Source organism: Leisingera aquaemixtae (genome assembly GCF_019801145.1).
GTDB classification, from domain to species: domain Bacteria; phylum Pseudomonadota; class Alphaproteobacteria; order Rhodobacterales; family Rhodobacteraceae; genus Leisingera; species Leisingera aquaemixtae_A.
The window spans coordinates 64,139-83,432 of the sequence record NZ_JAHVJQ010000013.1 but is presented as its reverse complement, the minus strand read 5'-3'; the positions used below and the strand labels follow the sequence as shown (position 1 = coordinate 83,432).

13 protein-coding genes are annotated in these 19,294 nt (G+C 67.6%); 5 read left to right on the top strand and 8 right to left on the bottom strand.

From position 1 onward, the window contains the following. Positions 1 to 66 precede the first annotated feature (66 nt). The gene (locus KUW17_RS21225; RefSeq protein ID WP_222482309.1) at positions 67 to 867 is read left to right on the top strand and encodes a TIGR03084 family metal-binding protein; all 801 of its coding nucleotides are present in this window, start codon (positions 67 to 69) and stop codon (positions 865 to 867) included. Positions 868 to 930: 63 nt separating this feature from the next. On the opposite strand, the gene KUW17_RS21220 is transcribed toward KUW17_RS21225, so the two are convergent. Then, positions 931 to 1,779: a 2-dehydro-3-deoxygalactonokinase gene (locus KUW17_RS21220; protein WP_222482308.1), complete on the bottom strand. Its 849-nt coding sequence runs from the start codon at positions 1,777 to 1,779 to the stop codon at positions 931 to 933. Between the two features lie 809 nt (positions 1,780 to 2,588). Here KUW17_RS21220 and KUW17_RS21215 point away from each other — a divergent pair. The 3 genes from KUW17_RS21215 (at position 2,589) to KUW17_RS21205 (ending at position 5,638) form a co-directional block, all read left to right on the top strand. After that, positions 2,589 to 3,272 carry a sugar transferase gene (locus KUW17_RS21215; protein WP_222482307.1) on the top strand — a complete coding sequence of 228 codons (684 nt, stop codon included), beginning with the start codon at positions 2,589 to 2,591 and terminating at the stop codon, positions 3,270 to 3,272. Between the two features lie 74 nt (positions 3,273 to 3,346). Then, entirely contained in the window at positions 3,347 to 4,273 is a 927-nt protein-coding gene (locus KUW17_RS21210; RefSeq protein ID WP_222482306.1) for an exopolysaccharide biosynthesis protein, read from the top strand. A 114-nt stretch (positions 4,274 to 4,387) separates the two neighbouring features. After that, complete coding sequence (locus tag KUW17_RS21205) at positions 4,388 to 5,638, top strand: DUF874 domain-containing protein (RefSeq protein ID WP_222482305.1); 1,251 nt, start codon at positions 4,388 to 4,390, stop codon at positions 5,636 to 5,638. Between the two features lie 164 nt (positions 5,639 to 5,802). Here the strand turns inward: KUW17_RS21205 and KUW17_RS21200 are convergent, their stop codons facing one another. Then, positions 5,803 to 7,173, bottom strand: a complete 1,371-nt coding sequence (locus KUW17_RS21200; RefSeq protein ID WP_222482304.1) for an oligosaccharide flippase family protein — start codon at positions 7,171 to 7,173, stop codon at positions 5,803 to 5,805. A 237-nt stretch (positions 7,174 to 7,410) separates the two neighbouring features. On the opposite strand from KUW17_RS21200, the gene KUW17_RS21195 reads away from it, so the two are divergent. Further along, positions 7,411 to 8,619: a glycosyltransferase gene (locus KUW17_RS21195; protein WP_222482303.1), complete on the top strand. Its 1,209-nt coding sequence runs from the start codon at positions 7,411 to 7,413 to the stop codon at positions 8,617 to 8,619. A 137-nt stretch (positions 8,620 to 8,756) separates the two neighbouring features. On the opposite strand, the gene KUW17_RS21190 is transcribed toward KUW17_RS21195, so the two are convergent. Genes KUW17_RS21190 through KUW17_RS21165 form a run of 6 tightly spaced genes read right to left on the bottom strand, consistent with a single transcriptional unit; the run spans position 8,757 to position 19,290 of the window. Then, the gene (locus KUW17_RS21190; RefSeq protein ID WP_222482302.1) at positions 8,757 to 9,593 is read right to left on the bottom strand and encodes a glycosyltransferase; all 837 of its coding nucleotides are present in this window, start codon (positions 9,591 to 9,593) and stop codon (positions 8,757 to 8,759) included. Beyond that, entirely contained in the window at positions 9,590 to 12,094 is a 2,505-nt protein-coding gene (locus tag KUW17_RS21185; protein ID WP_222482301.1) for a hypothetical protein, read from the bottom strand. The genes KUW17_RS21190 and KUW17_RS21185 overlap by 4 nt, the downstream gene beginning before the upstream one ends. Then, positions 12,091 to 13,029, bottom strand: a complete 939-nt coding sequence (locus KUW17_RS21180) for a hypothetical protein (RefSeq protein ID WP_409996789.1) — start codon at positions 13,027 to 13,029, stop codon at positions 12,091 to 12,093. Before KUW17_RS21180 ends, KUW17_RS21185 begins: the two co-directional genes overlap by 4 nt. Further along, complete coding sequence (locus tag KUW17_RS21175) at positions 13,026 to 13,715, bottom strand: 4'-phosphopantetheinyl transferase (protein WP_222482300.1); 690 nt, start codon at positions 13,713 to 13,715, stop codon at positions 13,026 to 13,028. Before KUW17_RS21175 ends, KUW17_RS21180 begins: the two co-directional genes overlap by 4 nt. Beyond that, positions 13,712 to 18,277, bottom strand: coding sequence for a MupA/Atu3671 family FMN-dependent luciferase-like monooxygenase (locus KUW17_RS21170; RefSeq protein ID WP_222482299.1), 4,566 nt, complete (start codon positions 18,275 to 18,277; stop codon positions 13,712 to 13,714). The genes KUW17_RS21175 and KUW17_RS21170 overlap by 4 nt, the downstream gene beginning before the upstream one ends. Further along, complete coding sequence (locus tag KUW17_RS21165; protein ID WP_222482298.1) at positions 18,274 to 19,290, bottom strand: glycosyltransferase family 2 protein; 1,017 nt, start codon at positions 19,288 to 19,290, stop codon at positions 18,274 to 18,276. Before KUW17_RS21165 ends, KUW17_RS21170 begins: the two co-directional genes overlap by 4 nt. Positions 19,291 to 19,294 lie beyond the last annotated feature (4 nt).

Here is a 19,294-nt window from a genome sequence, read left to right as displayed (position 1 = left end):
TTTGGTCTCTGTTTCCGGCCTGCGCCCGGCCCGGCTATCCTGCCGGACGGAGCAAAGGGGAGAACCATGCAGCAGGCCGAAGATTTCCGCGCAGAGAGCCGCGCCCTGGCAGCCATCCTTGAGGATCTGCCAGAAGCAGAGTTCAACCGCGAAACCCAGTTCAAAGGCTGGACCATCGATCATGTGCTGGGGCACCTGCATCTGTTCAACGCTGCGGCAGAGGCGTCGCTGCGGGGCGAGGACGCCTTTGCCGCCTTCATTGCGCCGGTGCTGCGGGACATGCAGGCAGGCCGCTCCATCCTCGAATGCCAATTTCCCTGGCTGGACGGCCTCAGCGGCCGGGCGCTGTTTGCCGCATGGCGGGAGGGGGCGGAGCGCTGCGCCGATGCTTTCGCCGCAGCTGATCCCAAGGCACGGCTGAAATGGATCGGGCCGGACATGAGCGCGCTCAGCTCCGTCACTGCCCGGCAGATGGAGACCTGGGCGCACGGGCAGGAAGTGTTCGACCTCCTGGGGCATGAGCGGCAGGAGCAGGACCGCATCCGCAACATCGCGCATCTGGGGGTGGCGACCTATGGCTGGAGCTTCCGCAACCGCGCGCTGGACGTGCCGGAGCCTGCGCCCTTTGTCCAGCTGACCGGGCCATCGGGGGCGGTCTGGGAATGGAATGCCCCGCAGGACGCGGTTTATGTCAAAGGATCTGCGGTGGAGTTTGCACGCGTCGTCACTCAGGTGCGCAGCATTCAGGATACCCGGCTGCAGGTCTCTGGTGCAGCCGCGGAAAACTGGATGCGCATCGCCCAGTGCTTTGCCGGCCCGCCGGAAAACCCGCCGGGCAAGGGGACGCGTTTCAGGGCAGGCGGCTGAAGCTTCGGCCCCGCGGGTTCTGGAAATCCCGAATAATGCCTGCGCCGCAGACTGGCGCCGTGATCAGTTACCAGCCCAGGCTTTGCTCAGCCCTTCCAGCGTCATGCGGCGCGGGTCTGCCACTGTGACCGGCAGCCCTTGGGCCTCCAGCGCCGCGGCATAAAGCGGCTGCAGAGGTGCTTCCGCCAGCAGCGCCGCATTCTGGCCCAGCCAATAGGGGCGGGCGGCAGCCAGCTCAGCGCCCAGCAGCAGCCCCCAGAGCCTGCCGCGTGCGGTGTCCGCCGACAGCTGACCCAGCGCGGCCTCTGCCTGCAGTGCCGCCAGCCGCGCCGCCAGCAGTTCCGGCTTGGCGATGCCATCCGCCGCTGCCTCAGCAAGCGCTTCCTTGCTGCAGCCACCGGCGGCGGCCAGCGCCATCGGCTGCGCCACCGCCGCCGCCAGCTGCCCTGTCAGCGCGCTTTGAAAGCTGACCGCCTCCTTGGCACTGACCTGCACCCAATGGGTCGCACCCGCGCCCGGCAGGCAGACCACCCCGTCCCAATCCGGGTTCAGCTGCAAAAAGCCGCGGAGCCGGGCCGCCGCGCTCTGCATCAGACCCACGGGCGACGGCTGGCAAAGCCCCGGCAGGGCATGGACGGTCAGCTCTTCCAGAAGTGTCGCGGCCAATGGCAGCTCCGCGGGCACTGCGGGCACTGCCTGCGGCGGCACCAAACTGCTGCCGCCCAGCACAACCGGCTGCGCCGCGCCTGCCAGCATCTGCCGCAAACCGGCGGCCAGCGCCGCCGGGCGGCTGTCCGGCAGCTGCAGCACCTGCGCCGGGCCTGCGGTGCCGCCGCTGATGGTCCAGGCGGTCAGTGTGTTCGCTTCCAGATTGGCGGCCAGCCAGCTGGCGCTGCTGCCGGGAGGTTGCATGATGCCCTCGCTTTTCTGCCATCGCTTTGCGCTGGCTTATGGCGGTGTTTCCGGGCTCCGGCAAGTGTCCAGCCGTTCGGGCCGCTGCCATTGCTCAGCCTTTGCGGTCCGGGCGCGGGGCCATGCGGGTCCTGTGCTGCTGAGCGGTGATCCGCCGCGCGCTATTTCGGGGGCATTGCGCAAATCCCGGGCAGTGCGCTAACTGCGGGCAAAGGGCTGTTCCCGCTTTGGAACCGCCATTTCGCCGCGTAATTGCGAATCCTTTGCATTCGGATACTGTCCAGCGGGCTGCACAGCGATATCGGGATATGCCCGCAGCACGGGTGAAGCTCCTTCTGCCGGGACGCCTTGATTCTGCCACACATTTACCGGCGCGTTCAACAAATCCGATGAAATCGCCCCACTGTTTCCGCCTTTGCCTTGTTAAACGTGCGAATTCGGGTCATTTTCCTGCAAGATCCAGTTTTTACGCGCAATTGTCTAAATTTGTCTTAATTAGGGCAGAGTGCTGAAAGGCATCGCTGCCGGGGATTAGCGGCAGCTGAAGAGCAGCGCGGGCGCGTGGGGGCGCGCCCCGTTTCGAACCTGAAAATCAGTAGCGGCAATCCCTGGCCATTGGCTTGCGGGCTGTCAGGTCGAGTTTTGAACGCCCGCCGCGTCCGGCGGCGGCCCAGCCGGGGGAATCGGCTGGAATGAGGGGAAATGGAATGAGAAATGCGGTTCCCGGAGGGGCGGGGCTGACTTTTGCAAGGGCTGAGGCAAAGGGCGGGCAGGCTGCCGGCACCGTTCCCTTTCTCCACCCGCTCCACATGCAGCCGGCAAACATGAATGCCGCGCTCAAAAACCTTGCTCCGGCGCGGCAGCCCGAACCCGGGACAGGCAGCAGGGCATACGCCGCTGGCGGCAAACGGGTTCTGGACCTGCTGCTGGTCCTGCTGAGCCTGCCGGTCGTGCTGCCGATTATCGCGCTGTGTGCCGCTGCGCTGTGGCTAGAAGGCGGGCGGCCGTTCTACACCCAGGCGCGGCTGGGCCGCGGCGGCCGGCGGTTCCGCATTCTGAAGCTGCGCACCATGGTGCGGGACGCCGATCAGCTGCTGCAGCATTTCCTGGAAAGCGATCCGGCGCTGCGCCGGGAATGGGACGAGACCCAAAAGCTCAAGAACGATCCGCGGATCACCCCGGTTGGCCGGGTTCTGCGCGCCACCTCGCTGGATGAGCTGCCGCAGCTGTGGAACGTGGCCGCGGGCGACATGAGCCTGGTCGGCCCGCGCCCGATGATGCCGGAGCAGCTGCCGCTGTACGGAGACGCCTCTGCCTATTTCGGCCTGCGGCCGGGAATCACCGGCCTCTGGCAGGTTTCTGTCCGCAACGAGGGCAGTTTTGCCTGCCGCGCGCAGGCGGATGCGGACTACCGGCGGCGGCTGTCGCTGGGCCGCGATCTGGCACTGATCTGGCGGACCGGCAAAGTGGTGCTGAAGGGGACGGGATATTAACGCCTTTGTGGTCTGCTGCCGCGGCGCCTGAGGCGCAGGCAGCGGATCCGCCGGCCATTGCAGGGAGCGCGGATGTGAAGCATTTTACGGTATCAGGGGCCGTTGCCGCCAGCCCGGTGCGCGGCCCGCAGACCATGCGGGAGATTGACGAGGACGGCATGACCGAGCAAGGCTTCAAGCGGTTCCGCCGCCGCCGTGCCCCGGCGGCCGCCACGCCTTCCTCCGCAGGCGCGGGCGCTGGCCGCCCGCTGGCCGCACCTGCCTCAGCCGGCTCCGCTCAGCTGCCTGCCACCCTGCCGGAACCCTGGGAGCGGATTGCCCGGGTTCCTTTCGACGGCGCTGCCCAGGAACGGTCACGCCTGCCGCTGGTCAGCCGGTTCCGCACCGCGCCTGCGGCCAAATCCTTTGACCTGTTGCGCACCCGGCTGCTGCACACCCTGAAGGCGCGCGGATGGAAGCGGGTCGCCGTCACTGCCCCCGCGTCGGGCTGCGGCACAACGTTTTCGGCTGTCAACCTGGCGCTCAGCCTGGCCCGGGTGCCGGGCAGCCGCACCGTGCTGATGGATATGAATTTCCGCCGCCCCGGGGTGGCGCAGGCGATGGGGCTGCAGGCGCCGGGGGATATGTCCGGCCTCCTGTCCGGTGCCGTCCGGATGGAGGATCACCTGCTGCGGCCGCTGCCGTCGCTGGCGGTCGGGCTGAACGCCATGGCGGGGCAGGATGCTGCCGAGATCCTGCACGGCCGCAGCTGCGCCGAGGCGGTGGACGATCTGATGCTGCGCAGCGGTGCCGATACCGCCCTGTTCGATCTGCCGCCGGTGCTGGAGCATGACGACACTGCCGCCTTTCTGCCGCAGGTGGACGGGGTGCTGCTGATCTCCGACGGCACCAGCACCACCGCCGCGCAGCTGGCCGCCTGCGAGAAGATGCTGGCAGGCCACACCCAGCTTCTGGGGGTGGTGCTGAACCGGGCGCGCCCGTCGGGCAGCCCGCTGAACTGAGTGCTGAAACGCCATAGTTTCGCCCGGTTGCTATGGAAAAAACGGGCGTCGGCCCCAGTGCGGCCGGCAGGCAATGGAAAAGGCCGGGCAGACCGGCGGGTTGAGAGCAGGCAGATGGGGCCGATTTACACGCTGGGCGATTTTCTCGACATGGTGCGGCGCAGGCTGTTCACCATTGCCTGCGTGTTTGTGATTGGCTGCCTGGTGTCGCTGTGGTTCGCCGCCAGCCAGCAGCATGAATACGAAACCGCCGAAGTGCTGCAGATCACCCAGCCGCAGATTGCCGGTGAGCTGGCCAAATCCACCGTCGAAGGCTCCTCTGCCCGCCGCATGCAGTTGATTGAACAGCGCCTCATGGCGCGGGGAACCCTGCTGGAAATCATCGGGAAATTCGGCCTCTATGCCGATCAGGAGTCGCTGACCGAATTGCAGAAGGTGGTGCAACTGCGGACCGCGGTGCAGATCACCGGTGTTGCCGCTGCCCGCGAAGGCTTTGCCGACGACGGTACCATCTCGGTGCTGACCATCACCGCCCGGATGCCCACGGCGGAACAGGCGCAGCAGGTCGCCAGCGAATTCGGCCGCCGCACCATCAAGCTCAGCATTGCCACCCGCATCGACCAGGCCCGCGAGACCCTCAGCTTCTTTGCGGAGAAAGAGGCCGCCCTGGCGGATCAGGTCGCGGCGCTGGAGGATGAGATCGCGGCCTACCGAAACGCAAATGACGTGACTTTGCCGGGCACCATCGAATTCCGCCGGGCTGAAATCGCCGCGATGAACGAAGGCCTGCTGGAAATCGCCCGCGAGCGGATCGAGATCCGCCGCGCTGCCGACCAGGCCCAGGCAACAGAGCGTCCTGCCACCGCCCGCCGCTTGCAGGAGGAGGCGGAGCAGCGTCTTGCCACCCTGGACGCGCAGGAGGCGCTGCTGACGCAGCGCAAGGCCGGGCTCGAGGCCTCCTTGCAAACAACCCCGGAGGTGGAGCGTCAGCTGGGCGCCTATGACCGGCGGCTGGAGCAGCTGCAGGGGGAATTGGCGCAGATGACTGCCCGCCGCAACGAGGCCGAGGTCGGCTTCCGGCTTGAGACCAGCCATCAGGCAGAGCGGCTGACAGTGATCGAACCGGCGCCGCTGCCGGACTACCCGGTGACCGGTGCCCGCAAAACCAAGGCGCTGATGGGGGCTGCCGCCAGTGTTTTTCTGGCGCTGCTGGCCGCCTTTTTGCAGGAACTGCGCCACCCGGTGCTGCGCACCGCCGCGCAGATGGAGCGGGAAACTGGCCTGGTGCCGGTGGTCTCGATCCCGGTGATGGAAACCCGCCCGCCGCGCCGCGGGGTGATCGGATTGTTCCGGCGCAAGGCCTGAGCAGCGCTACCTGCTCCCGGCTACACCTCTGTAAACCGCCTGCCGCGCCAGTGGCAGGCACGCGTTTGCCCAGGCGGGCGCGTTCCGCTCCCGCCTGGGCGAACACTCAACGACTTGACTTAATCCGCGGCGCTGCCTGAGCTGATTGGCGAATAATGGTGTGCTCAGTGCGCATTCAGCGCCGCCGCCATCGCAGCGGCCTCCGTCCAATGCCAGCTCAGCGCCGCGCCGCCTGCAATGACGGCCAGCAGCGCATAACCCGCATCATGCAGCGGGTCCCAGACGTGATGCCTGCGCGCCAGCCGCACCAGCACCGGATAGGCCGCCAGCATAGCCAGCCCCAGCGCCGCAATGCCGCCTGCCAAGCCGAACCAGGCCACGCCGCCCAAGAACAGCCCCGTCTGCAGGCAGGCCCGCGCGGCGGAAAAAACAAAGAAGCCGCGGCTGTCGCCTGCCGCCAGCGCCGCCTGGTCATAGGTCATGGTGATCACCGCAGGCGCCAGCGCCAGCGCGATCAGCACGATCATCGGCCCGGCCTGCAGGTACCGGTCATCATAAAGGAACTGCACCAGCCACGGCCCGGCCCAGGCCATCAGCAGCAGCAATCCCAGGATGCCGCCCGTCAGCACGCTGCGCAGCTGCCGCTGCCGCCGCAGGTTCTCCGGCGCTTCCCGTGCGGGCTTGTCGCGGTAGACCGGGATCATCAGCCGCTGGTTCACCGCATGGCCCAGGAGCATCGGAAAACTCGCCAGGAAATAGCCGATATTGTAGATCCCCAGCACCTCCAGCGGCACGAACTTGCCCAGAATCGCCCGGTCCCCCTGCGAGGTCAGGAACCAGAAGGCGGTGGACAGGAAAATCCACTTGCCGAAATGGATGAGCTCCCGTGCCGCCGCCTTCTCCCAGAGGAAACGGTTGGCCGCCCCCGGCAGGCCGTAGTGGCACAGCGCCAGCTTGGCCGCAGCCTGAATGACCCCGCCCAGCACCAGCGCGATCACGGACTGTGTGGCCAGCGCCAGTACAATCATCGCCACCAGCCCGATGGCCTGGCCCGCCAGGTCCAGCGCCGTGACCCGCCCTGCCAGCAGATGCCGGTGCGCGGTTTCGATCCGGGTGGGGTTGAAGCCGGCAATGGCCAGGCCCGCGCCGGCAATGGGGAGGTAGATCAGCAGCTCCGGCGCGCCATAAAACGCGGCCGCGGGCCAGGCCAGGAGCGCCGTCAGCGCCCACAGGCCAAAGCCGCGGATTACCTGGATGGTCCAGGCGGTGTCCAGGAACGCCGGATCGTCGCCGCGCCTGTTCTGCGCGATTGACGGCCCGATGCCCACGTCCGAAAACAGCGATAGCCCCACCGTCACCACCGTGACCAGCGCCATCAGGCCAAAGGCCTCGGGGAACAGGATACGCGTCAGGATCAGGTTGGAGGCCAGCCGCAGGGCCTGGCTGCCGCCATATCCGATCATCAGCCAGGAGGCTGAGCGCAGCACCCGCGCCACCATCCCCTGTCCGGCAAAGAGCGAAGCAACCCGCTGCATGTCCGCGCAATTCCCCAAAACTCCGGTGCCGCAGGCTAGGCGGGCCGGGCAGGGGCGTCAATTGCACGGGCGCCCGCGGCGGTGCCAGGCTGCGCAAGCCGCAGAAATCCCTCAACAATCCCGACGCCTGTGCCGCATTATCCACGCCTGCGGGACAAGCGGTGCCGGGCGCTGGGCAAGCCGCCAAACCGCCGCTAACCTGCCGCGGATACATGCCTTTGCCGGGAATTCTCTGCGTTGAAAATCGCTTATGTCCTGAACACCTATCCGCAGCCCTCGCACAGCTTCATCCGCCGCGAGCTGCAGGCGCTGGAGCATCAGGGGGTGGAGATCCTGCGCCTGGCAATGCGGCCCTCTGATACCGCGCTGGCCGACCCCGGCGATCAGGCAGAGGTCGCGCGCACGGAATATGTGCTGAAGGCTGGTCCGGGCCGCCTTCTGGCGGCGCTGGTGCAGGAGGCCTTGGTGGCACCGCGCCGTTTTTCAAAGGCGCTGGAGCTGGCGTATCAACTGGCACGCGCCTCGGACAAGGGGGTGCTGCGTCACCTCATCTATCTGGGTGAAGCGGCCCATGTGAAACAGCGCTGCGCGGCGGAAGGCGTGCAGCACATGCACGCGCATTTCGGCACCAACTCCGCGGCGGTGGCGATGCTGGCGCATGTGCTGGGCGGCCCCGCCTACAGTTTCACCGTGCACGGCCCGGAAGAATTCGACGCGCCCCTTGCGCTGTCGCTGGGCGAGAAGATCAGCCGCGCCACCTTCACCGTGGCGGTCAGCAGTTTCGGCAAAAGCCAGCTGAGCCGCTGGGCGCCTTTTGGCAAATGGGACAGCCTGAAGGTGGTGCATTGCGGCATCGAGCCGGAGCGTTTCGCGGACCCCGCGCCGCTGCCAGCCGGGGCGCTGCGGCTGGCCGCCATCGGGCGGTTTGTTGAGCAGAAGGGCCAGATGGTGCTGGTCCGCGCCATGGCGCAGCTGGTGGAGAAAATCCCGGATGTGCATCTGGCGCTGATCGGCGACGGCGGGATGCGCCCGGACCTGGAAGCCGCGATCGCTGATCACGGGCTGCAGCAGAACATCACCCTCACCGGCTGGCTGGCAGAGGACGGCGTGCGACGGGAACTGGCCCGCGCCCATGCGCTGGTGATGCCCTCCTTTGCCGAGGGCCTGCCGATGGTGGTGATGGAGGCGATGGCCGCTGCCCGCCCGGTGATCGCGACCTATATCGCCGGCACGCCGGAGCTGGTGGTGCCGGGTCAGACCGGCTGGCTGGTGCCTGCGGGGGATGAGGCGGCGCTGGCAGAGGCGGTTCTGCAGCTGGCGAAAACCCCTCCGGATCAACGGGCCGAGATGGGGCAGGCCGGCCGCGCCCGGGTGCTGGAGCGCCACGACAGCGCCAAGGAGGCGGCGCGGCTGGCCGCGCATGTCCGCCAGGCCATTTCCGGGTAGCAGCCGCGGCACTCCCGCCCGCCGCCGGTGCATCAGCAGACGCTCCGCTCCCGCTGAGCCTAGCCCAAGGCCGCCAAGGGTGTTCTGGCGCAGCTAGGGCATCCTGCGGGCGCGGGAGCGTTTCGGCCAGTGGGCTGTCAGCGGCCGCGGGTCCAGCGGGTGCGGGAGGCAAACAGCGGGGTTTTCACCGCCAGCGCAACCGCGCCGTAGGTCAGGAGCCCGCCCGGATCGCGCAGCAGCAGGCGCAGCGCCGTGCCACCGCCGGCCCGCGGCGTGTCCTCGTTTCTCAGCAGCTCCGGGTATCTGGCGGCCACTTCCGCCACACCGGCATTCTGCCGCCGCCGCACTTTCACAAGATTGCGGAAGCCCTCCACCATCGGCCAGCTGTATGGCGCCGCCACCTGCACCCGCTCCTGCGGGGCAAAGTTCAGCCGGGCAAAGATGTCGTCGGCAATGATGTCCGGCCACTCCCCCCAGCGCTGCCGCCCGGCGCGGGTCATCGCAAAGATGCCAAACCCCGGCACCCCGCTGGAGAAGAACGGCAGCCGCACCCACAGCCGCGCATAGGCCCGGGTCACCGCGCTGAGAGCCGGGGCCACCTGCGGGCGGCCGCTGGCATAGAGGGGGGCGCCCAGGGACAACGCCGCGGCAAGTTGCGGGATCAGCTCAGGCGAGACCCGGACATCGGCGTCCAGATAGATCAGGATATCACCGCGCGCCGCCGTATCGCCGGCATTCAGCGCGCCCAGTTTGCCGCCCTCTGGCAGTTCCAGCACCTGGAGGTCCCAGCCTGCGGGCGGCAAAGCAGCACGGGCCAGCGCCGCGGTGGCATCGGTGCAGCCATTGGCCAGCACCAGCACCTCTGCCGTCATGCCCGCGGGCAGCGGGTCCGAGGCAAAGACCGCCTGCAGGCATCCTTCGATATAGCTCGCCTCATCATGGGCCGGGATCAGGACGGAGACTTGCGGGGTCATTTCACCGCCTCCAGCGCATCCCAGCGCGGGTTCCGGTCGCTCAGGGTGCGCAAGGCGCCCCAGCTGCCCCATTTCCCGGGTGCCCCGACGTCGGCATAGGCGGTGAACAGGCTGCCGCCGAGCGCCTGCCAGCCTGCCAGCAGCTCCCGGTACAGCGCGCCCATCTCGGGACTGTAGTTGAAGTGGGTGAAGAAGGCGGTCAGCGCCGCGTCCTCCACCATCGGGCCGATGCCCACAACATGGCTGCCGCCTTCGTACATGATCAGCTCCAGCCCGTGTTTTTGTGCAACCCCGGCGTGATAGGGCAGCACCCGGCCCAAGAGATCCGCCAGCGTGTCGGTGCCGTCGCCCGAAATCAGCCCGTCGCGCAGTTCCGCGCCGGCCTGGGCGCTGGCAGCATCATATTGATGCCGCGCGGTAAATTCCGCGGCCGCAGCGCCCGCCAGCCCGCGTTCCACGGCCACGGCCTGCGCCTGCTCATGGCTGCCGGCGATCCAGGCGCGGACCTGCCCGGCGCGCTCCTTCAGCCCCAGCACACCGCCGAAATAGCCGGTCACCGCATAGGCATCGAAATAGGCGGCAGGCGCCAGCCGCCCGGCCTCCTCTGCTTTCCACAAGGGCGCTGTCAAAACCTGCTCCTCCAGCCCCAGCCAGCCGGTCTGCGAGGAGACCACCCGGACCAGCCGTGTGCTGTCCTCGCCAAAAACCTCCGTCCAGATCTGCGCCACCTCCGCCGCGCGGCCGCCGTAGAACTGCATCCACAGCCCGTCGCCGCCCCAGCGCGCCTGCGCCTGGGCGTCGGCCCACGCCGCCTGCTGGAACTGCCAGTTCCAGACCTCGTTGGAGTATTCCACATAGGCGCGCAGCGCCTTGTCCAGCCCGCCTTCCACCAGCCGGGCAAATTGCCGGACATAGGTATCATCCGCCATATGCGGCATGGTGAACCAGGGATCGGCGCCCAAGGTGTTGGCCAGCGCCAGCATCACTTCCGCCGGAACTCCCTTCAGCGCCCAAGTGTAGTCAGACGGCAGCGGCCTGTCCTCCCATCCGGTCTGGGCGGAGTCGTTGGTGGCCATCCAGTCCATGAACCGCAGCGCGGCAAAACCGTCCAGATGGTCCAGCCAAACCGGATTGAACAAGGCGCCGCTGTCATAGGCGGCCAGATGCTCTTCCTTCACCACGGTGATGTTGCGCACATAGCCGCCGCCGCGGCCCATCCGCTGGAGGCGGATCTCCACCGGGCCGGGGCCGGGGGTGAAATCGAACCGCACCTCGCCCTTGCCATAGCGGACATTCTCCGCCCGCCCCAGAACCTCGACAATGCCCTCGCCCTCGTACCGCAGCACATAGCGGCCCTTCAGCGATACCGCCGTTTCCGGCAAATCGGTCAGGATCACCGTGCCGATAGAGCCCAGTTCCGGCGGGATTGCGGTGGGCCAGCCCGCCGGGTCCAGATAGCCGGCGGCCAATAGATCGCCATGATCCGCGCCGCCCCATTGTCCGGGCAGATGGCCGATCCAGGGGCGCGCGGTCTTGAAATGATCCAGGAACGGCGCCTGGGTGCTCCAGTCGGCAATGGCTGCCAGATTGATGGCGATGGGCTGGCGGGCCGCCGGAGCAGCCGGTGCCGGCGCGTCCTGCAGCACTGTTGCGTTCAGCATGGGCAGCGGAGGATCCTGCGGCAGCGGGCCGGGATCCGCGGGCAGCGCCGCAGTTCGCACGGCCTTCCCTTGGGCAGCGGCCCAGGCGATCTGCTGCAGACGCGCAGCCAGCTCTGGCGCGGGTGCGGGGTAGGGTTTGCCCCAGCGGTCTGTCAGCCGGTGCGGCAGGCCCGCGGGATTGTCGCCTGTCAGCACCGCGTATTGCAGCAAGGCCAGGAAGTAGAAACCGGTCGCATTGGGATGGATGTCATCGGCAAAGACATCGCGGATGCTGGCAAGCCCCGGCATCGTTCCGGCCCGGATCGCATCGTCCAGCCGCGCCATCGCCTGGCCCGCGGGCAGCAGTTTCACGGTGCCGCCGGCGGCGGCATTCACGTCATCAACCACCGCCTGCCAGTGCGGCAGGTCCTGCTGCAGCCGCACCCGCCACGGCACATCCGCGCCATCGTCAAACGGCACGGCGGCACCGGTGCCGCTGTCCAGGCTGTGCCAGGCTTCCTGCAGGTAGAACTGCACCTCCGGATTGGCCGCGCGCGCCAGCTCGTAGAACTGCGTGACCGCTTGTTCCGTGCCGCTCCATTTCAGATGGTTGGCCAGCGGGATCGCCTCGGTCACGATCACCGCATCCGCGGCCTGCTGCAGCCTTTCACGTGAATCAACACCTTCTGCGCTGCCGCTGTGCTGCCAGTTGTAGCTGAGCGGCGCGCCATTGATGATCTGCGCCTCGACTGCGGTCTCTGCGCGCGCGTCCAGCAACTGCTCCAGCATCTGCGGGTTATCATGCCCGAACAGCGAATGGCCGATCATCACAACCGAGGTGATCAGCGCCTCCAGCTTCATGCCGGCACTCCCGCGGCAGCAATCCCGGTGCGAGGCAGGGCGCGCACGGTGTCCCAGACGATCTGCTGCACCCTGGCCGCGGCGTCATCGCTGAACGCCTCAGCCGGGGTACCATCCGCGCGGCTCAGCTGATGCGGCAGGCCCATCGGCGCGCGCTGGTACAGCACCGCGAAATGGGTCAGCGCAATCACATATGCGCCCAGATCGTTGATATGAATGGTGTCCAGGCCCCCCTCGGGTGTGCGGGCAAACAGCGATTCACGTGAAGCCAGCCCCGGGATTTCCCCGGCCTCTGCCGCCCGTGCCACTGCGGCCAGCACCTGCCCGCCGGGGATCAGATACACCGGCTGCTGCGGGTTGCGGCGGCTGTACGGCCCCAGCAGCTGGCGTGTCCACAGAGCCTCCAGATCACCTTCAATCCGCTCCAGCCAGCCGTCCGGGTCATCCAGCCTGTGCCAGGTCTCGTAGAGATACAGACGCGTGTCCGGTGACGCCTGCCGTGCCAGCTCCGCCCATTTTTCCAAGTATTTGGCCGCATCCAAATACTTGATCGCATCGCGCAGCTCGACCATTTCGGTCAGCACTGCCGCATCATATTCACCGGAACCGATGGCCTCCCTTGCATCGCGGAAAGCCGGCGCCTTGTTGGCCGTAGCGAAATCAAGAATGTCCTCCCCCGGCTCCCAATGCGCCCTGAGCGAAGTGCCTGATCCCAGCTGGCTGTTATAGCTGTGCCCGGCGGGCGCCAGCTGCGCCAGCATATGCGGCATGTCCGGGCCGACCAGAGAATGGCCAAGGTGGAACACCTTCAGCGGCCTCTGCGGCGGGGCCAGCGGCGGCGGCACCGGCACAGACCGGCTGCGGGTTGCAAACACCATCAGCCCCAGCGTCGCGGCTGCCGCGCTTGCGGCCAGAAACCCGCGCCGCGCCATCATCCGCGCCCCCGGATTTCTGCCGTGGTCATGATCAGGCCCGCGCCAACCGCAAAGCGTCCGCCAACCGCCTCGCCGCGCGCAAACGGTGGCCGGTCGGCGGTAAAAAACGCCTGGTAGGCGCCCGCCGCCAGATCAAACTCCAGCTCCATCCCGTCAAATCCGTAAAACGCCCGGCTCAGCGTGTACTGGGCTTTGTAGGCTGCTTCCTTGGCGGAAAAGATCACCTTGGCCATCTGCCCCGGATTGTCCTGCCGTTTCAGCCAGGCCTGTTCCCGGTCAGAGCAGATTGCCGGCAGCAGCTCGTCCTTCAGCGGCACGTCTTCCTCGACGTCGATGCCCAGCCCCTGCAGCGCGCCTGTCCGCGCCAGCACCGCCATCGCGCAGCTCTTGGTGTGGGTGATCGAGCCGACCAGCCCCGCGGGCCAGACCGGCGCCCGGTCGCTGCCGACCTGCACCGGGGCAGGGGGCACGCCCAGATGCTGCATTGCCTGATGCACGGCGTCGCGGCCGGCGGCAAATTCGTTGCGCCGTTTCTCAACCGCGTTGGGCGACAGCCCCGCGGCTTCCTCAGCCAGCGGCGCAGGCGGGGTGCCCAAGGGGTCCGCCCCGGCCAGTGCCACATCGGCAGCAAAAAGCGGCCGGACCAGGGCCAGCCGCTCTGCCAGTCTGCTTTTGGTGTCCGTCATCCGGTCCTTGCCCTGCGGTTTGCCCGCATGGCCCGCCGTTTCGACATGGTGCCGGCGCGGTCAGGCCCTGCGCTGTCCTGGGGCATTTCTTCCGTATTTGCCGGGGTGCCTGCAAGTCCCTCGATGTGGGCGGCAAGCCCGGCAAGGGTTGGAAAGCGAAAGATGTCGGTGATCGACAGGGTTGCGGTGCCCAGTTCCGTGCGCAATTCCCGGTGCGCCTGCACCGCCAGCAGCGAGTGGCCGCCAAGGGCAAAGAAATTGTCCTGCGCCCCGATGCCGCTGACCCCCAGGATGCGGCTCCAGACCGTGGCGATCTTTGCCTGCGCGCCCGCGTCCAGCGCCACCGCCGGGGCGGGTTCAGCCCGTTCCGGCTGCGGGTCCGGCAGTGCCTTGCGGTCGATCTTCTTGTTCGGTGTCAGCGGGAAAGCATCCAGGGTGACGATATGCGCGGGCACCATGACCTCGGCCAGCTTCGCGGCGAGAGCCTGCTTCAGGCCCTCCCCGGAGACCGGCGTTGAGGCGATGATATAGGCAACCAGCTGCTCTGCACCAGTTTCGCCGCGCGGCACCGCCACGGCTCCGGTCACGCCGGGCTGCGCCGCCAGCGCCGCCTCGATCTCGCCCAGCTCGATCCGCTGGCCGCGGATTTTCACCTGGTGGTCGGTGCGGCCCAGGAAGGCGAGGCTGCCATCCGCCGTCCAGCGTGCCAAATCGCCGGTGCGGTAAAGGGGCGTTGCAGCGAACGCTGCGTTTACAAAGCGTTCAGAGGTCAGCTCCGGCCGCTGCCAGTAGCCCGCCGTGACGCCCGCGCCGCCGATGTACAATTCGCCGGGTGTCCCTGCAGGCACAGGCGATTGATTTTCGTCCAGCACGTAGACCTGCGTGTTGGCAACCGGCGTGCCGATTCCGGCTGTCCCCGCAGGGACGGCGCTGATTTTCTCCACCGTCGACCAGATCGTCGTCTCGGTCGGCCCGTACATGTTGTGGATCTCCGCCCGTGTGGCCTCGCGCAGCGCCTGCACCAGATCACCCGGCAGCGCTTCGCCGCCCACCAGCAGATGCTGCAGCCGGCCCAAGCAGGCGCTGGCATCCGGGTCCGCGGCAATCATCCGCGCCATCGACGGCGTGCACTGCATGTGGCTGACCCCATGCCGCACGATCTGCGCCGCCAAGGAGAAGTCATCCGCCGCCAGCTCCTGCGGCGCGTTCGACAGGCGCAGCACCTCGGCCAGCGGCTTCAGCCCTTCCAGCACCACCCCTGGTGCGATGCCGTAGTCGATCAGGCAGGCGATCTCATCGACGCCGATGCGCTTTAGCTGCTCCACCCGCTGGCAGGCGTCCTGGATGGTGCCGAACAACCCGGAGTCCTCGAAGTAGCGCTCGAACGCGAAGTCGAGGATTGCTTCCAGCTCCTCCTCCGACAGCATCCCCAGATCCATCTCGAACGGATTGTTCACGCCCTCGGGTTTCTTGAAGGCAGGGAAGGCCCAGGCGTATTGCTTGATCAGCCCGGCGGCGGAGCGCAGGTAATCCTTCATAGGCTCCCGCGCCACCCGGCGGGCTTCGCCGCGGGTGCCTGCCAGATAGGTGTGCAGCATCAACGTGACCTTGAAGTCCGCCGGGTCATGGCCTGCCTCGCGCAGGGCGTCGTGGTAGATGCGGATCTTGCCAGCAACCTCCTCGATGCTCTGGCCCAGGAGGTGGGTCAGCACATTGGCCCCGATCTGTCCGGCCTCGCGCCAGGTCTCCGGGTTGCCCGCGGTGGTGACCCAGACGGGCAACTCCTGCGAAACCGGGCGTGGCTGGGTGATCACGGCGTGTTCGCCGCCGTCCTTGCGGGGGAAGGCCACTTCCTCGCCGCGCCACAGCTTGCGCACGGTTTCGATGGCCTCGAACATCGCGGGCTTGTTGGCAGGCGGGGTGTTTTCGGGGCGCAGGATGAAATCATCCGGCTGCCAGCCGGAGGCAAAGCCGATGCCGGCACGCCCCGCGGTCAGGTTGTCGATTACCGCCCATTCCTCGGCAATCCGCGCCGGATGGTGCAGCGGCGCCACGCAGGAGCCGGAGCGCACCCCGATGTTCTGCGTCACCGCAGCAACCGCGGCGCCGGTGACGGACGGGTTCGGGTAAGGCCCGCCAAACGCATGAAAGTGCCGTTCCGGCGTCCAGACGGCGTTGAACCCGTGGCTATCGGCAAACTTGGCGCCTTCCAGCAGCAGGTGGTATTTCCGCGGCCCCGGCCCGTCGTCATTGCCCCAGTAGAACAGGTTGAAATCCATCTTGCGGGAGCTGAAGGCAACCGGCCCCTTGGACAGCTCCAGCCGGCTTTCGTCGCTCGACAGCACCAGTTTGAACCCGCGCGTGAGCGTCCAGAACAGCTCCAGCACCGAGATGTCGAAGCTGAGGCTGGTCACCGCCAGCCAGGCATCACCGGGCTGGTGCGGGATGCGCTGGTCCATGCCGGTGAAGAAGTTCGCGACATTGGCGTGGGTGACCATCACCCCCTTGGGCAGGCCGGTGGAGCCGGAAGTGTAGATCAGATAGGCCAGATCGCTGCCGGTGGCGCCGCCATCGGTGTTTTCCCTGGCTGTCCCCGCGGGGACTGTTGCAATGTCCAGCACCTGCGCGTCTGAGGCAGGTAGGCTGGCGGCCAGCGCGCCCTGGGTCACGATCACCTGCGCCTCGCTGTCGGTGATGTAATGCGCGATGCGGTCGGCCGGGTAGGCGGGATCGAGCGGCACATAGGCGCCGCCGGCCTTCATCACCCCAAGCGCCGCAAACACCAGCTCCGGTGCGCGGCGGATGTGGATGCCCACATGCACGCCCGGTTTTACGTTCATTTCACGCAGGCGCGCGGCAACTCCGTTGGCGCGGGCGTTCACCTCGCCGTAGGTGAAACTCTGGCTCTCGAACACCAGCGCGGTGGCGTCCGGAGTCCGGGCAGCCTGCGCTTCAAACGCCGCGTGGATGGTCAGGTCTGCGGGATAGTCCGTTGCGGTCTGGTTCCAGTCCTCCAGCAGCAGTTTACGCTCTGCCGCGGGCAGAATCGGCAGTTCCGCAACCGGGCGGCTGCTGTCCTCTTCAATGGCAGTCAGCACCAGCTCCAGCCGGGCGGCGAGCAGGGCAGCGGCGTCAGGTGTCAGGGCAGCCGCGTCACAGTGCAGCGCAATGGCGCCATTGGTCAGGGACACCGTGGCGGTGCAGCCATCAACCGCCGCATCGCACCCCAGCATCAGGCCGATTCCGGGCATGGGCTGCGCCGAAATCTCTGGTGCGCGGGCCGCCAGATCCTCGGCAAAACCGCCGTATTTCCGTGCCTTGGCAATGCCTTGCGCAGTGCATTCCACCAGTTCGGCGACGCTGTCCTGCCGCCGCGCCTGCAAGGGCACCCAGGAGGAGATCAGGCCGGGCAGGCCCTCCGTCCCTGCCACCGACAGCGCTACATCGCCGGCCTCCGCGCCGCTGCTGAGCAGGGCGAAGGCGACGGCAGCTGCTGCCGCTTGCTCTTCGCTCAGACCGGCAGGCAAGGCGATGTCCCGGCGGATGATCCCGTTGCCGCCTGTACTGGCGGAGAGCGGCACCTGCACCGGCTGCATCGCGGCAAGCCGCTGGCGCCAATGGCTTTCGCCTCCTTGAACCGCAGCGAGGCGGGCGGTGAGTTTCTCCGCCTCAGCTGCGGTCAGGGAGGGAACCTTGTCTCCGGCTTTGGCCAGAGTGGATATGTCCAGCGGCTGGCCCGAAGGCGAGGTCAGGCGCGACAGGGTGAGGGCGCCGTCCGCTGTGGCAACAGTCAGCCTGTCGAGGGCCGCGTCCAGCACGGTGCCGGGGGTGCCGCTGCCCGCGGCAATTTCCGCACCGCCGGCCAGCACCACGGTCCCGCCAATGCGCAGCTTGGCGGCGCAAAGCGGGTTCCAGTAGCCGCCGGTATCAAGCGCCCGCACCAGCCGGGCCAGCTCTGCCGCTGGGCGGGTGAAGTCCAGCATTCCGCCCGCCGCCGGGCGGTCGGATTTCCCGAAGTATCGGCGTTGGCTCAGGTCCTGCCTTTCCCGGTTCAGTTCCCCGGTTTCCAGCTGGGTGATGACCTCGCCAAAGCTGTCCATCGCCGCGGCGTAGCATTTCGAGTTGAGGCTGAAAGCGGTCTCGTCCGCTGCCACGTCAAACAGCCGCTGCGCCAGGATATCGCCCTCATCCACGCCGCCTTCGATCAGATGCCAGGTGATGCCGTGCTGCGCCTCGCCGTTGATCAGAGCCCAGTTCGGGGTGTTGAGGCCCGCATAGGCGGGCAGCGGGCCGTCGTGAAAGTTGACCGCGCCCTTGGCAGCCTGCGCTAGCACCTCATCCGGGATCACTGAAAGGTTGGCGATGGACAGCAGCCAGTCGAAGCCACCGGACAGTGCGCGCTGGTTGTCCAGCAATGCCAGCCCCTTGTCCGCGGCCCAGGCGCGGATGTCCTCATCCTGCGATACCACCGCCCGGATCTGGTGGCCGCGGGCCAGCAGCGCATCGGCGCAGCCGATCAGAAGGGATTCATTGCCGATCAGGGCACAGGTGAATGCGGTCATTTCTGCTCCTTTGCAAGCGGAGAAGGGAGGCGCGTTTCCGTAGAGGGTGAGCGGCGCGGCGCAAAAAGTGCGCGCAGGCTGTGCAGGCAGAGATCGCGCAGGAAATGCGGCGGATCAGCCTGCGGCTTGTTCTGGATCAGGCGGCGCAGGCCGTAAAGCAGGCTGCCGCTGATGCGGGCCAGCGTGGCAGCGGCGGCATAGGCGCGGCCATGGTTCTTGACGAAGTAATGCAGGCGCGAGTCGAACCAGTAGCCGGGCGTGCGCTGCCAGCCCTTCATGCCGGTGGAGGCGGAACCGATATGCGCCACTTCGCTGGCGGGCACGTAATGGGTGCGCCAGCCCGCGCGGGCGGCGCGGCGGCAAAGGTCGGTTTCCTCGAAATAGAGGAAAAAGGTCTCGTCAAAGCCGCCCACGGCCTCGACCGCCTCGCGGCGGATCATCAGGCTGGCGCCGGCGGTCCAGTCGACCTGCACCTCTGCCTGCGGCATCTCCATGGCGACCACCCAGGGCTTCAGCAGCCGGGTGAAGATGCCGGTGCGCACGCTGGCTTCGAACTCGCCCGCGACGGAGGGAAAGCGGAAGGCGGTGCGGTGCGGCGCCCCGTCCGTGCCGCGCACATACGACCCTGCCAGCCCGGCGCCGGGATGTTCCAGCAGGAAGTCGCGCAGGGTGCGGATGGTGCTGCCCTGCACAAAGGCGTCGGAGTTCAGGAGGTAGTAGAACTCCGGCGCGGTGCCGTCGGCCAGGCCGGTGTTTAGGCCGATGTTCATGCCGGCGCCAAAGCCGCCGTTCACCGGCGAGGCGATCACCCGCACCCGGTTGCTGTCCAGCCAGCCGCGGGTTTCTGCCGCTGCCCGGATCCGGTCATAGGAGCCGTCGCCAGAGCCGTTGTCGATTATCAGCAGCTCACCCGGCAGGTCCTCCAGCTCGCGCAGCGCCGCCTCGGCGGATTGCAGGGTCATCTCCGGCGTGCGGAAATTCAGAAGGATGATGAGGATGCGCTGCTGGGTCATGCCG

Excerpts from the sequence above, each read along its gene's own strand:
- KUW17_RS21185 (WP_222482301.1), bottom strand. The coding sequence starts at position 12,094 with ATGAAGCTGGAGGCGCTGATCACCTCGGTTGTGATGATCGGCCATTCG.
- KUW17_RS21205 (WP_222482305.1), top strand. The coding sequence starts at position 4,388 with ATGGGGCCGATTTACACGCTGGGCGATTTTCTCGACATGGTGCGGCGC.
- KUW17_RS21190 (WP_222482302.1), bottom strand. The coding sequence starts at position 9,593 with ATGACCCCGCAAGTCTCCGTCCTGATCCCGGCCCATGATGAGGCGAGC.
- KUW17_RS21170 (WP_222482299.1), bottom strand. The coding sequence starts at position 18,277 with ATGACCGCATTCACCTGTGCCCTGATCGGCAATGAATCCCTTCTGATC.
- KUW17_RS21200 (WP_222482304.1), bottom strand. The coding sequence starts at position 7,173 with ATGCAGCGGGTTGCTTCGCTCTTTGCCGGACAGGGGATGGTGGCGCGG.
- KUW17_RS21215 (WP_222482307.1), top strand. The coding sequence starts at position 2,589 with ATGCAGCCGGCAAACATGAATGCCGCGCTCAAAAACCTTGCTCCGGCG.
- KUW17_RS21165 (WP_222482298.1), bottom strand. The coding sequence starts at position 19,290 with ATGACCCAGCAGCGCATCCTCATCATCCTTCTGAATTTCCGCACGCCG.
- KUW17_RS21225 (WP_222482309.1), top strand. The coding sequence starts at position 67 with ATGCAGCAGGCCGAAGATTTCCGCGCAGAGAGCCGCGCCCTGGCAGCC.
- KUW17_RS21175 (WP_222482300.1), bottom strand. The coding sequence starts at position 13,715 with ATGACGGACACCAAAAGCAGACTGGCAGAGCGGCTGGCCCTGGTCCGG.
- KUW17_RS21220 (WP_222482308.1), bottom strand. The coding sequence starts at position 1,779 with ATGCAACCTCCCGGCAGCAGCGCCAGCTGGCTGGCCGCCAATCTGGAA.
- KUW17_RS21180 (WP_409996789.1), bottom strand. The coding sequence starts at position 13,029 with ATGATGGCGCGGCGCGGGTTTCTGGCCGCAAGCGCGGCAGCCGCGACG.